Origin of the sequence: Micromonospora sp. WMMD998, assembly GCF_029581235.1 — a bacterium.
In the GTDB taxonomy this organism is placed as follows: Bacteria; Actinomycetota; Actinomycetes; order Mycobacteriales; family Micromonosporaceae; genus Micromonospora.
In genome coordinates this window covers 3,576,777-3,592,465 of record NZ_CP120740.1, presented here as the reverse complement: position 1 = coordinate 3,592,465, position 15,689 = coordinate 3,576,777, and the positions used below count along the sequence as shown (strand labels likewise).

1 protein-coding gene is annotated in these 15,689 nt (G+C 75.1%); it reads left to right on the top strand.

Going from position 1 to position 15,689, the window contains the following annotated elements; genetic code table 11:
* Positions 1–19: 19 nt before the first annotated feature.
* The gene (locus O7619_RS16405; RefSeq protein ID WP_282281780.1) at positions 20–15,652 is read left to right on the top strand and encodes a type I polyketide synthase; all 15,633 of its coding nucleotides are present in this window, start codon (positions 20–22) and stop codon (positions 15,650–15,652) included.
* Positions 15,653–15,689: the final 37 nt, after the last annotated feature.

Sequence of the window (15,689 nt, the reverse complement as noted above, 5' to 3'; positions counted from 1 at the left end):
GAAGATATCGAGGTTGTTCGTGAACGAGGAAAAGCTTCGCGATTATCTGAAGCGCGTGACGGCGGACCTGGCCCAGGCCCGCCGGCAACTGCGTAAGGCGGAGGCGGACCGGCAGGAGCCGATCGCCGTCGTGGGCATGGCCTGCCGGTTCCCGGGCGGGGCGAACACCCCGGAGGCGCTGTGGTCGCTCGTCGAGGGCGGCGTGGACGCGATCGGCGGTTTCCCGGTCACCCGCGGCTGGGACCTGGACGGCCTCTACGACCCGGACCCGGGCGCGGCCGGCAGGTCGTACGCCCGGCACGGCGGATTCCTCTACGACGCCGACCGCTTCGACGCGGAGTTCTTCGGGATCAGCCCGCGGGAGGCGCTCGCCATCGACCCGCAGCAGCGGCTGCTGCTGGAGACGTCGTGGGAGGCCCTGGAACGGGCCGGCATCGACCCGGCGACGCTGCACGGCAGCCGGACCGGCGTCTACGTCGGGGCGATAAGCCAGGAGTACGCCTCGCTGTGCTACACCGGCGGGGCGGACGTCGACGGGTATGTCCTGACCGGGACGACGACAAGCGTGGCGTCGGGCCGGATCGCCTTCTCGCTCGGTCTGGAGGGTCCGGCGGTCACCGTCGACACCGCGTGTTCGTCGTCGCTTGTCGCCATGCACCTGGCGGGTCAGGCGTTGCGCGGCGGCGAGTGCGACCTGGCGCTTGCCGGCGGGGCGACCGTGATGGCCGGGCCGGGCATGTTCATCGAGTTCAGCCGGCAGCGTGGCCTCGCGCCGGACGGGCGGTGCAAGTCGTTCGCCGCCACCGCCGACGGGACCGCCTGGGCCGAGGGCGCCGGCATCCTGCTGCTGGAGCGGCTCTCCGACGCCCGCCGCAACGGGCACCCGGTCCTGGCGGTCATCCGCGGGTCGGCGGTGAACCAGGACGGGGCGAGCAACGGTCTGACCGCGCCGAACGGGCCGTCGCAGCAGCGGGTCATCCGCCAGGCCCTGGCCAACGCGCGTCTGAAGCCGGCCGAGGTGGACGCGGTCGAGGCGCACGGCACCGGCACCACTCTCGGCGACCCGATCGAGGCGCAGGCGCTGCTGGCCACGTACGGGCAGGACCGGCCCGACGACCGGCCGCTGTGGCTGGGGTCGCTGAAGTCGAACATCGGGCACGCGCAGGCCGCCGCCGGCGTCGGCGGCGTGATCAAGATGGTGCAGGCGCTGCGCAACGGGGTGTTGCCGCAGACGCTGCACGTGGACACCCCGTCCCCGCACGTCGACTGGTCGGCGGGAAACGTCGCGCTGCTCACCGAGGCCCAGCCGTGGACGCCGAACGGGTCCCCGCGTCGGGCCGGCGTGTCGTCGTTCGGCATCAGCGGCACCAACGCGCACCTGATCATCGAGGAAGCGCCGGAGGTGGAGGAGTCGGAGCCGCCGGCCGGTACGCCGGTGCCGTGGCTGCTCTCCGGCCGCACCCCCGAGGCGCTGCGCGAGTCCGCGGCACGGCTACGCGACCACGTCGACGGCAAGGCCCAGGAAGACGTCGCCCACACCCTGGCCCGCCGCGCCCAGCACGGCCACCGCGCGGTGATCCTCGCCGACCACCAGGACGCCCTGGCCGCCCTCGCCAGCGACCAACCACACCCGTCCCTCGTGCGCGGCACCACCCGCCCGGCCGGGAAGGTCGCGTTCCTGTGCACCGGGCAGGGCAGCCAACACCCCGAGATGGCCCACCGCGACGAACCGGTCTTCGTCGACGCCTTCGACCGGGTGTGCGCCGAACTGGACAAGCACCTCGACCGGCCGCTGCGGGAGGCGATGGTCGACGCGGTCCACGAGACCCGCTACACCCAGCCGGCTCTGTTCGCCACGCACGTGGCAATGCACGCTTTGGTCACGAGTTGGGGGATCACGCCGGACTACCTCACCGGACACTCCATCGGTGAACTGTCCGCCGCCCACCTCGCCGGCGTGTTGAGCCTGCCCGACGCCGCGCTCCTCGTCACCGCCCGAGGACGACTGATGCAGGCCGCCACGCCCGGCGGCGCGATGATCGCGATCGAGGCCACCGAGGACGAGCTGGCACCGATGCTCGACCCCGCCACGGTCTCCATCGCCGGGTTGAACTCCCCCACCAGCACCGTCATCTCCGGCGACGTCGATGCCGTCACCGAGATCGCCGTGCACTGGGCCGGGCAGGGACGACGCACCAAGAAGCTCACCACCTCGCACGCTTTCCACTCCCCGCACATGGACCCGATCCTCGACGAGTTCCAGGTCATCGCGCAGAGCGTCACCTACCACCCGGCAACGATCCCCGTCGTCTCCAACCGGACCGGCGACGTGGCCCCAGCGTTCGACGCCGGCTACTGGACCCGGCACATCCGCGACGCCGTCCGCTACCGGGACATGATCTCGACGTTGGACGCCGCGGGCACCACGACCTATGTCGAACTCGGACCGGACAACACCCTCAGCGCCCTCACCCGCGCCTGCCTGCCCGACGACACCACCGCCACCATCACCAGCGCCCACCTCGGACAGCACGCCCACGCCGCACTGCACGCGGCGGGACACGACACCACCTGGACCGCCACCACACCTGCCGGGCGGCTCACCGACCTGCCCACGTACCCGTTCCAGCAGCAGACGTTCTGGCTCGACGCATCCGACACCCCGCACGACGCCGCCAGCCTGGGCCAGGCCACCGCCGCGCACCCCCTGCTCCAGGCCGAGGTGGAACTGCCGGACGGCAACGGCCACCTCTTCACCAGCCGGATCTCGGCACGTACCGACTCGTGGATCGCCGAGCACGCCGTGCACGGGGCGCTCGTCGTGCCGGGCGCCGCGTTCGTGGGCATGCTGCTGCACGCCGGAAACCGGGTCGGCTGCGACCTGATCGAGGAGCTGACCCACCACGTCTTCCTGGCCGTTCCCGAGCAGGGCGCGCTGCACCTGCGGGTCTCCGTGGACGCGGCCGACGACGCCGGCCGGCGTACGTTCAGCGTCCACTCCCGGTCCGAGGACGCGCCGCCCGGCACGGACTGGACCCGGCACGCCACCGGCGTCCTGGGCGTCGCCGACCCGGACGCGACGCCGGCCGGGCTGACCGAGTGGCCGCCCCCGGGCGCGGCGATCGACGTCGCGGACCTCTACCAGCGACTGGCCGGCGCCGGATTCGGCTACGGCCCGCTCTTCCTGGGCCTGCGGGCGGCGTGGCGGGACGGCGACACCATCTACGGGGAGGTGTCGCTGCCGGAGGGCGCCGACCCGGGCGACTTCGGCCTGCACCCCGGCCTGCTCGACTCGGCCCTGCACCCGATCGCGGTCGGCTCCGCGCTGCGCCCCGAGGACGACCCGGACGCCGGCCAGGTGCGGGTGCCGTTCACCTGGGGCGGGATCGCGCTGCACGCGGTCGGCGCCGACACGCTGCGGGTCCGGATCGTGGTGTCCGGCCTGGACCGGCTGGCGCTGACCATCGCCGACGGCACCGGCGCGCCGGTGGCGACGGTGGACTCGCTGATCACCCGCCCGGTGTCGGCCGCGCAACTGGCCGCCGCCCGGCCGGACACCGGCCTGCCGCTGTACGGGGTCGACTGGGTGCCCCGGCCGGGTCCGGGCGCCGCCGTGGGCGCTCCGGTGGAGCTGCTGACGGAGGACGGATGGCACGCGGAGCTCGCGGACCGGATCGCCGTGCGGGTGCCGGCCGGCGACCGACCCGACCACGGGCCGATCGCCGACGTCCTGGGGCTCCTCCAGCGCTGGCTCGACGCGCCCCGGCCGGCCGAGGCCCGGTTGCTTCTGCTGACCCGGGGCGCGGTCGCGGCGCGTACCGGCGACGATGTTTTTGATCTGGTGGGCGCGGCCGTCTGGGGCCTGGCCCGCAGCGCCCAGGCCGAGCACCCCGGGCGCATCGTCCTGATCGACGCCGACGAGGATCCGGACGGCGACCTGCTCGCCCGGCTCGCCGACGGCGACGAACCGCAGGTCGCCCTGCGTGACGGCCGGGTCCTGGCGCCCCGGGTGGCGGCCGTGACCGGCGGCGTCCCGACCTCGCTCGACGCGGACGGCACCGTCCTGATCACCGGCGGCACCGGTGCCCTCGGCGCGCTCCTCGCCACCCACCTGGTCACCCGCCACGGCGTCACCCGGCTGCTGCTCACCAGCCGTCGCGGACCAGACGCCCCCGGTGCCGCCGCGCTCCGGGCCACCCTCACCGGGCTGGGCGCGCACGTGGACGTCGTCGCCGCCGACCTCACCGACCGTGACCGGGTCGCCGAGCTGCTCGCCACCGTGCCCGCCGCGCACCCGCTGACGGCCGTGGTGCACGCCGCCGGGGTGCTGCGGGACGCCGCGCTCACGTCGCTCACCCCGGAGCACCTCGACGCGACGCTGTCGGCGAAGGTGGACTCGGCGTGGCACCTGCACGAGCTGACCGCCGACTCCGGGCTGGCCGCGTTCGTGCTCTACTCGTCGGTCGCCGGGACGCTCGGGACGGCCGGGCAGGGCAACTACGCCGCCGCGAACGCCGCGCTCGACGGACTGGCCACGCACCGACGCGCGCACGGGCTTCCGGCGGTCTCCCTCGCCTGGGGGCTGTGGGCGCCGACCGGGGACGACGGGATGGGCGCGACCCTGGACGAGGCGGCGGCGGCCCGGGTCGCCCGTGGCGGAATCGTCCCGCTCACCGCGGCGGAGGGGCTCGGCCTGTTCGACGCGGCGCTGGCCGCGGACCGGCCCGCGCTGGTGCCGGCCCGGCTGGACCTGGCGGCACTGCGCCGGCTGGCCGACGACGGCGAGCTGCCGGCCATCCTCCGCGGCCTGGTGCGCGCGCCGGCCCGGCGGGCCGCGCGCGGCGGCCAGGCCGGCGGTGACGAACTGCGCCGGCAGGTGGCCGGGCGGCCGGAGCCGGAGCGGCGGCGGATCCTCACCGACCTGGTGTGCGCGCAGGTCGCGAGCGCGCTCGGGCACCCGTCGGCGGCGACCGTGGACGCCGACCGGCAGTTCCAGGAACTCGGCTTCGACTCGCTGAGCGCGATCGAGTTCCGGACCAGGCTGGGGAAGGCGACCGGGCTGACCCTGCCCGCGACGTTGATCTTCGACTACCCGACACCTGCGGCGCTCGGCGCCCACCTGACCGCCGAGCTGTCCGACGCGGCTGCCGAGGTCCCGACCCGGGCCGTCCGGCGGACCCGGGCGGGCGACGACGAGGCGATCGCGATCGTCGGCATGGCCTGCCGGTTCCCGGGCGGCGCGGACACCCCGGAGACGCTGTGGGACCTCGTCGCGGGCGGGGTCGACGCGGTCGGCGGGTTCCCGGCGAGCCGAGGCTGGGACGCCGACGACCTGTACGACCCCGACCCGGACGCCGGCGGCAAGACGTACGTGCGTGAGGGCGGTTTCGTCTACGACGCCGAGCAGTTCGACCCGGAGTTCTTCGGGATCAGCCCGCGGGAGGCGCTCGCCATCGACCCGCAGCAGCGGCTGCTGCTGGAGACGTCGTGGGAGGCCCTGGAACGGGCCGGGATCGACCCGGCGACGCTGCGCGGCACCGCCACCGGCGTGTTCGCCGGGGTGTCCGCCCAGGAGTACGTCTCGCTCTGCCACACCGGCTCGGAGGGGGTGGAGGGCTACCTGCTCACCGGCACCACGACGAGCGTGGCGTCGGGCCGGATCGCCTACACGTTCGGTCTGGAGGGTCCGGCGGTCACCGTCGACACGGCCTGCTCGTCGTCGCTCGTCGCCATGCACCTGGCGGGTCAGGCGCTGCGCGGCGGCGAGTGCGACCTGGCGCTCGCGGGCGGCGCGACCATCATGGCCGGGCCGGGCATGTTCATCGAGTTCAGCCGGCAGCGCGGGCTCGCCCCGGACGGGAGGGCGAAGTCCTTCGCCGCCGGCGCGAACGGCACCGCCTGGGCCGAGGGCGCCGCCATGCTCCTGCTCGAACGCCTCTCCGACGCCCGCCGCAACAACCACCCGATCCTCGCCGTCATCCGCGGGTCGGCGGTCAACCAGGACGGGGCCAGCAACGGCCTCACCGCCCCGAACGGTCCCGCCCAGCAGCGGGTCATCCGCCAGGCCCTCGCCAACGCCCGCCTTGAGCCGGCCGACGTCGACGCCGTCGAAGCCCACGGCACCGGCACCACCCTCGGCGACCCGATCGAGGCCCAGGCCCTCCTCGCCACCTACGGGCAGGACCGGCCCAACGATCGTCCGCTGTGGCTCGGCTCGCTGAAGTCGAACATCGGGCACGCCCAGGCCGCCGCCGGCATCGGCGGGGTGATCAAGATGGTCGAGGCCATGCGCCACGGCGTACTGCCGCAGACGCTGCACGTCGACGAGCCGTCCCCGCACATCGACTGGGAGGCCGGGAGCGTCGCCCTGCTCACCGAGTCGCGGGCCTGGCCGGACACCGGCCGGCCGCGCCGGTCCGCGGTGTCGTCGTTCGGCATCAGCGGCACCAACGCGCACCTCGTCCTGGAGCAGGGCCCGGCTGCGCCGGTGCCGTCCGGTGAGGGCGCGGCCGGCTCGCCGGTGGGGTCTCCGTGGTTGCTGTCCGGGCTGACGCCGGAGGCGTTGCGGGACAACGCCGGCCGGCTGCGGGACCACCTCGACGGCCACGCGGACGCCGACGTCGCCCACACCCTGGCCCGTCGCGCCCAGCACCCCCACCGCGCGGTCATCCTCGCCGACCACCGCGCGGCCCTCGCCGCCCTCGCCGCCGACAACCCCCACCCCGCACTGGTACGCGGCGTCGCCCGCCCGGCCGGCAAGGTCGCGTTCCTGTGCACCGGGCAGGGCAGCCAACACCCGGAGATGGCCCACCGCGACGAACCCGTCTTCGTCGACGCCTTCGACCGGGTGTGCGCCGAACTGGACAAGCACCTCGACCGGCCGCTGCGTGAGGCGATGGTCGACGCGGTCCACGAAACCCGCTACACCCAGCCGGCTCTGTTCGCCACGCACGTGGCAATGCACGCCCTGGTCACGAGCTGGGGCATCACCCCGGACTACCTCACCGGCCACTCCATCGGTGAACTGTCCGCCGCCCACCTCGCCGGCGTGCTGAGCCTCCCCGACGCCGCGCTCCTCGTCACCGCCCGAGGACGACTGATGCAGGCCGCCACATCCGGCGGCGCGATGATCGCGATCGAGGCCACCGAGGACGAGCTGGCCCCGATGCTCGACCCGGAGAAGGTCTCCATCGCCGGGTTGAACTCCCCCACCAGCACCGTCATCTCCGGCGACGTCGATGCCGTCACCGAGATCGCCGTGCACTGGGCCGGGCAGGGACGACGCACCAAGAAGCTCACCACCTCGCACGCTTTCCACTCCCCGCACATGGACCCGATCCTCGACGAGTTCCAGGCCATCGCGCAGAGCGTCACCTACCACCCGGCGACCATCCCCGTCGTCTCCAACCGCACCGGCGACGTGGCCCCAGCCTTCGACGCCGGCTACTGGACCCGACACATCCGCGACGCCGTCCGCTACCGAGACATGATCTCCACCCTCGACGCCGCCGGCACCACGACCTATGTCGAACTCGGACCGGACAACACCCTCAGCGCCCTCACCCGCGCCTGCCTGCCCGACGACACCACCGCCACCATCACCGCCGCGCACCTCGGCGACCACGCCCAGGCGGTGCTGCACGCGGCGGGGCGTGAGACGGTCTGGACCACCACGCCCCCGCCCGGCCGGCACCTCGACCTGCCCACCTACGCCTTCCAGCACCAGCCGTTCTGGCTCGCCGCACCGGCCACCCCGCGCGACCCGAGCAGCCTCGGCCAGCACGACGCCACCCACCCGTTGCTCCAGGCCGAGGTGGAACTCCCCGACGGTGACGGCCGGCTCTACACCGGTCGGATCTCCCGGCGCTCCCACCCGTGGCTCGTCGAGCACGCCGTGCACGGCACCGTGGTCCTTCCCGGCGTCGCGTTCATCGACCTGCTCCTGGAGGTCGCCGACCGGATCGGCGCGGCGGCCGTCGAGGAGCTGACCCACCACGTCTTCCTCGCCGTGCCCGAGCAGGGCGCACTGCACCTGCGGGTCAGCACCGGAGCCGCGGAGGGTGGACGGTGGACGTTCGCCGTCCACTCCCGGCCGGAGGACGCCGCGCCGGGCGCCGCGTGGACCCGGCACGCCAGCGGCACGCTCACCGCCGAGACGCCCCGGCCCGCCGAAGCGCTCGCGACGTGGCCGCCGGCCGGCGCTTCGCCGCTGGACACCGAGAGCTTCTACCGGGAGTTCGCCGAGCGCGGCTACCACTACGGACCGCTGTTCCAGGGCATGCGGGCGGCCTGGCGTGACGGCGAGACGATCTACGCGGAGACCGGGCTGCCCGACGGGACCGGGCCGGAGGCGTACGGCGTGCATCCCGCCCTCTTCGACTCCTCGCTGCACCCGCTGAACTTCCGCTACGACGGCGGGACGGTGCGGCTGCCGTTCTCCTGGACCGGCGTCAGCCGGCACGCCGTCGGCGCCACCGCGCTGCGGATCCGGGTCACCCCGGCCGGACCGGACACGGTGTCGCTGCTGATGGCCGACCCGACCGGCGCGCCCGTGCTGGCGGTCGACGCCCTCACCATGCGTCCGGTCTCGCCGGAGCAACTGGCCGCGTCCCGCCCGGACGCCCGGCCGCCGCTGTACCGCCTCGCCTGGACCACCGCGCCCGCCGCCGGGACCGCCGCCCCTGCGGCCGGGACCCACGCGGCGGCGGCCGGGGTACCGGCGCTGGCCGTGCTCGGCGCGCCGGGTGCCGGTCCGGCCGGTGTGCCGGTCCACCCGGATCCGGCCGCGCTCGCCGACGCGGGCGCCGTGCCGCCGCTCGTGCTGGCCCCGCTGCCGTCCGCCACCGGCCCGCACGACCGCACGCCGATCCGGGCGGCGCTCGACCTGATCCGGGGTTGGCTGGCCGACGAACGGCTGGACGGCAGCCGGCTGGTGCTGCTGACCCGGGGTGCGATCGCCACCGAGGACGCCGAGGACGTCACCGATCTGCCCGCGGCGGCGGTGTGGGGTCTGGTGCGCAGCGCGCAGACCGAGCACCCCGGCCGGTTCGGGCTCGCCGACACCGACGCCGCCCTCGCGGATCTGGCGCCGGAGCCGCTGGCCGAGGCGCTGGCCGCCGACGAGCCGCAGATCGCGTTCCGCGCCGGCCGGGCCTTCGTCCCCCGCCTGGTCACCACCGACCGCCCGGCCGAGCCGGTCACCGAGGGCCGGTTCGACCCGGCCGGGACCGTCCTGATCACCGGCGGCACCGGGGCGCTCGGCGCGCTGCTGGCCCGCCACCTCGTCGTCAGGTACGGCGTGCGCCGGCTGCTGCTGACCAGCCGCCGTGGCCCGGACGCACCCGGCGCCGGCCGGCTCGTCGACGAGTTGGCGGACCTGGGCGCGCACGCCGAGGTCGCCGCCTGCGACTCCGACGACGGGGACCGGCTCGCCGCCCTGCTCGCCGCGATCCCGGACGCCCACCCGCTGACCGCGGTGATCCACGCCGCCGGCGTGCTGCGGGACGCCACCGTCGGCGCGCTCGACGACGACGGCCTGGCGGCGGTGCTGGGGCCGAAGGCCGACGGCGCCTGGCACCTGCACCGGCTGACCGCGGACCGCCCGTTGGCGGCGTTCGTGCTCTACTCCTCGGTCGCCGCCACGATCGGCAGCGCCGGGCAGGCCAACTACGCCGCCGCGAACGCGTACCTGGACGGGCTCGCCGCCCATCGACACGCGCGCGGGCTGCCGGCGGCCTCGCTGGCGTGGGGGCTGTGGGCGCCGACCGACGGCGGCGGGATGGGCGCGGCGCTTCCGGACGCCGACTCCACCCGGATCGGCCGGACCGGCGTGCTGCCGCTGCCCGCCGCGGAGGCGCTCGCGCTCTTCGACGCCGCGCTCGCCACCGGAGCGCCGACCCTGGTGCCCGCCCTGTTCGACCACGGCACGTTGCAGTCCCGGGCCGCCGCCGGCGGCCTGCCCGCGGTCTTCCGGGCGCTGGTGCGGGCCCCGCAGCGGCGGGCCGCCACCGACGCCGGGACCGGCGGCGCGGCGCTGCGCGGGCAACTTGCCGGGCGGCCCGCGGGCGAGCAACTGCGTACCGTCCTGCATCTGGTCCGCTCCCGGGTCGCCGAGGTGCTCGGCCACACCGACGTGGACCGGATCGACGCCTCCCGCGCGCTGCTGGAGATGGGCCTCGACTCGCTGACCGCGGTGGAGTTCCGCAACGCCCTGAGCGCCGCGACCGGGCTGCGGTTGCCGGCCACCCTGGTCTTCGACTACCCGACGCCGGCCGCGATCGCCGGGTTCGTGCACGGACACCTCGCGGACGCCCCGGCGGACCGGGCCGTCGCCGTGGCACCCGCCCGCGCCACGGGTCCCGACGACGAGGCCATCGCCATCGTCGGCATGGCCTGCCGGTTCCCGGGCGGCGCGGACACCCCGGAGACGCTGTGGGAACTGCTCGCCGGCGGGGTCGACGCGGTCGGGGCCTTCCCGGACGGCCGGGGCTGGGACGTCGACGACCTCTACGACCCCGACCCGGACGCCAGCGGCAAGACGTACGTGCGGCACGGTGGTTTCCTGCGGGACGCCGACCGCTTCGACCCGGAGTTCTTCGGGATCAGCCCGCGGGAGGCGCTCGCCATCGACCCGCAGCAGCGGCTGCTGCTGGAGACGTCGTGGGAGGCCCTGGAACGCGCCGGCATCGACCCGGCGACGCTGCGCGGCACCGCCACCGGCGTGTTCGCCGGGGTGTCCGCCCACGAGTATCTGTCGCTGCTGCACACCGGCGGTGAGGGCGTCGAGGGTCACCTGCTGACCGGGACCACGACGAGCGTGGCGTCGGGCCGGATCGCCTACACGTTCGGTCTGGAGGGTCCGGCCGTCACCGTCGACACCGCCTGCTCGTCGTCACTCGTCGCCATGCACCTGGCCGGTCAGGCGCTGCGCGGCGGCGAGTGTGACCTGGCGTTGGCCGGTGGGGCGGCGGTGATGTCGACGCCGGGCATGTTCATCGAGTTCAGCCGGCAGCGCGGGCTCGCCCCGGACGGGAGGGCGAAGTCCTTCGCCGCGGGCGCGAACGGCACCGCCTGGGCCGAGGGCGCCGCCATGCTCCTGCTCGAACGCCTCTCCGACGCCCGCCGCAACGGACACCCGATCCTCGCCGTCATCCGCGGCTCGGCGGTGAACCAGGACGGTGCCAGCAACGGTCTGACCGCGCCGAACGGGCCGTCGCAGCAGCGGGTCATCCGCCAGGCCCTCGCCAACGCCCGCCTCACCCCCGCCGACGTCGACGCCGTCGAAGCCCACGGCACCGGCACCACCCTCGGCGACCCGATCGAAGCCCAAGCCCTCCTCGCCACGTACGGCCAGGACCGGCCCGCCGACCGGCCACTCTGGCTGGGGTCGATCAAGTCGAACATCGGCCACGCGCAGGCCGCCGCCGGTATCGGCGGGGTGGTGAAGATGGTGCAGGCGCTGCGCCACGACCTGTTGCCGCAGACGCTGCACGTCGACGAGCCGTCCCCGCACGTCGACTGGGATTCGGGCGACGTCGCGCTGCTCACCGAGGCCCAACCGTGGAAGCGCAACGGGTCCCCGCGTCGGGCCGGCGTCTCGTCGTTCGGGATCAGCGGCACCAACGCCCACCTGATCATCGAGGAAGCACCGGACGCGGAGGAGCCGGAGCCGCCGGCCGGTACGCCGGTGCCGTGGCTGCTCTCCGGCCGCACCCCCGACGCGCTGCGCGAGTCCGCCGCACGGCTACGCGACCACGTCGACGGAAAGGCCCAGGAAGACGTCGCCCACACCCTCGCCCGCCGCGCCCACCACACCCACCGCGCGGTCATCCTCGACGACCACCGCGAAGCGCTCGCCGCCCTGGCCGCCGACAACGACCACCCCGCACTGGTACGCGGCACCGCGCGCCCGACCGGGAAGATCGCCTTCCTGTGCACCGGCCAGGGCAGCCAACACCCCGAGATGGCCCACCGCGACGAACCCGTCTTCCTCGAAGCCTTCAACCGGGTCTGCGCCGAACTCGACAAACACCTCGACCGGCCCCTGCGTGAGGCCATGGTCGACGCGGTCCACGAAACCCGCTACACCCAACCCGCCCTCTTCGCCACGCACGTCGCCCTGCACGCCCTCGTCACGAGCTGGGGCATCACCCCGGACTACCTCACCGGGCACTCCATCGGTGAACTGTCCGCCGCCCACCTCGCCGGCGTGCTGAGCCTCCCCGACGCCGCGCTCCTCGTGACCGCCCGAGGACGACTCATGCAGGCCGCCACGCCCGGCGGCGCGATGATCGCCATCGAGGCCACCGAGGACGAGATGACCCCGATGCTCGACCCGGAGAAGGTCTCCATCGCCGGGTTGAACTCCCCCACCAGCACCGTCATCTCCGGCGACACCGACGCCGTCACGCAGATCGCCGTGCACTGGGCCGGCCTCGGACGACGCACCAAGAAACTCACCACCTCGCACGCCTTCCACTCCCCCCACATGGATCCGATCCTCGACGAGTTCCAGGCCGTCGCGGACAGCGTCACCTACCACCCCGCGGCGATCCCGGTCATCTCCAACCGCACCGGCGACCTCGCACCAGCGTTCGACGCCGCCTACTGGACCCGACACATCCGCGACGCCGTCCGCTACCGAGACATGATCACCACCCTCGACAACGCCGGCGTCACCACCTACGTCGAACTCGGACCCGACAACACCCTCAGCACCCTCACCCACGCCTGCCTCCCCCACGACACCACCGCCACCATCACCACCGCCCACCTCGGCGACCACGCCCAGGCGGTACTGCACGCCGCCGGCCACGACACCACCTGGACCACCACCACACCCGCCGGGCGACTCACCGACCTGCCCACGTACCCCTTCCAACGCCAGCCCTACTGGCTGCGTCCGACCGCCACCGGCACCGCCGCGAGCCTCGGCCTCGCCACCGCCGACCACCCCCTGCTGTCGGCCGCGACGGAGCTGCCCGACGGCGGCCACCTCTTCACCGGTCGGATCGGCCTCGCCACCCACGCCTGGCTGGCCGACCACGCCATCCACGACGCGGTCCTGCTCCCGGCGACCGGCTTCGTCGAACTGGCGCTGTACGCCGCCGACCAGGCCGGGGCGGACGGCCTCGGGGAGCTGACGCTTGAGGCCCCGCTGATCCTGCCCGAGCAGGGGGCCGTCCACCTGCGGGTGCAGGTCGGCCCGGCCGGCGACGACGGCGACCGGACGCTCACCATCCACTCCCGACCGGAGAAGGCGCCGGCCGGCACCGACTGGACCACCCACGCCACCGGCACCGCGACCGCCACCGCAACGGCCGCCCCCGAGGACACCACCGCGCCGCCCACCGCCGAAAGCGTGCGGCTCGACGGCCTGTACGACGCGCTGGCGGTCCGCGGTTACGGCTACGGGGCCCGCTTCCGCGGCCTGGAAGCGGTGTGGCGCGACGGCGAGACGCTCTACGCCGACGTCGCCCTGCCCGCCGGGACGGACCCGGCCGGGTACGGCGTACACCCGGCCCTGCTGGACGCGGCCCTGCACCCGATGCTGCTGGACATCGCCGCGCGCGACAACGGCACGGACGGGGAGATCCTGCTGCCGTTCGCGTGGAGCGGCGTGACCCTGCACGCGACCGGGGCCACCCGGTTCCGGCTGCGGGTCACCCCGATCGGCCCGGACACGGTGAGCCTGACCGCGGTCGACGGCGCCGGCGCGCCGGTGGTGCGGGTGGAGTCGCTCACCGCCCGACCGGTCACCCGGGCGCAGATCGCCGGCGCCCGGGTCGCCGCCGCCGATCCGCTGTACGCAACGACCTGGACCGCGGCCGGCGCGGGTGACGCCGGCCCGGACCGGATCGGCGCGCTGCGGGACCTGCCGGGCGCGACCGTCTACCGGGACCCGGACGAGGTGGCCGGGGACACCAACCGGCCGCCGGTGGTGGTGGCCGTGGTGCCGCCCGGCCGGACCGCCGCCGACCACGGGCCCACCGAGGACGTCCTGCGGCTGGTGCAGGGGTGGCTCGCCGACGACCGGCTCGACGACACCCGGTTGGCGATCGTCACGAGCGGGGCGGTCTCCACCCGTACCGGGGAAGATGTCCTTGATCTTTCGGCCGCCGCCGTCTGGGGCCTGGTGCGCACCGCGCAGAGCGAGCACCCGGACCGGTTCTGGCTGCTCGACTCGGACGTGCCGGCGGCGGCGCTGCCCGCGGACCTGCTCCGGCGCGCCCTGGCCGGCGCGGAGCCGCAACTGGCGATCCGGGCCGGGGAGATCGTGGTGCCCCGGCTGGCGGCCGTGCCGCCGGCCGAAGGTGACTCGCCGGCGCTCGATCCGGACGGCACCGTGCTCATCACCGGCGGCACGGGTGCCCTCGGCGCGCTCCTGGCCCGGCACCTGATCACCACGTACGGCGCCCGGCGGCTGCTGCTCACCGGCCGGCGTGGACCGGCCGCGCTCGGCGCGGCGGAGCTGCGTGCCGAGTTGTCCGCGCTCGGCGCCGAGGTCACCATCGCCGCCTGCGACGCCGCGGACCGGGGCGAGCTGGCGGCGCTGCTGGCCGGACGCCGGCTGACCGCGGTGGTGCACGCGGCCGGGGTGCTCGACGACGGCATGGTGACCGGCCTGAGCCCGCACCGGCTGGCCACCACGATGCGACCCAAGGTGGACGCGGCGTGGCACCTGCACGAGCTGACCCAGGGGCACGACCTGGCGGCGTTCGTCATGTACTCGTCGGTCTCCGGCACCCTCGGCGGACCGGGGCAGGCGAACTACGCGGCGGCGAACGCCTGGCTGGACGGCCTCGCCGCGCACCGGCACGCCCATGGGCTGCCCGCCAGCTCGCTGGCGTGGGGCCTGTGGGCGGCGGGCATGGGCGAGACGCTCGACCCGGCCGGCGCGGCCCGGATCGCAGCGTCCGGCGTGGTGCCGCTGACCGCCGCGCAGGGGCTGGCGTTCTTCGACGCCGCGTTGCGGCTGCCGGCGCGGCCCGCCCTGGTCCCGGTCCGGCTCGACCTGTCCCGGCTGCGCGGCCGGGCCTCGGCGGGGACGGTGCCGCCGCTGCTGCGGGGGCTGGTCCGGACGCCGGCCCGGCGGACCGCGCAGACGGCCGCGGCGGACGCCGAGGCGCTGGCCCGGCGGCTGGCGACGCTCGCCGACGACGACCGGCGCCGGGTCCTGCTGGACCTGGTCCGCGGCACGATGGCCGCCGCGCTCGGGCACGACCGGCCGGACAGCATCGAGGCGGAGCGCGGCTTCCTCGACATGGGCTTCGACTCGCTGACCGCGGTGCAGTTCCGCAACCGGCTGGCCGGGGCGGTGGGGGTGCGGCTGCCGGCGACCGTCCTGTTCGACTACCCGACGCCCACCGCGCTGGCCGGGCACCTGCTCGGCCGGGTCGTCCCGGCGCCGACCGCCACCGGCCCGGTCGGAGCGCCCGCGGACGGCTCGCCGCTGGCCGACCTGGACCGGTTGGAGGCGCGGATGCCCGGCCTGGGACCGGACGCGCTCGGCCCGCTCGCCACCCGCCTGCAGACCCTGCTCGCCCGGGTGCACGCCGCTCGGAGCGACGGCGCCTCGGTCGCCGACCGCATCGACACCGCAAGCGACGACGAGATGTTCGACCTGATCGACAAAGAGCTCGGCATCTCCTGACGTGACACCGCTCAGCACGCCGGATCCGGAGGAATGA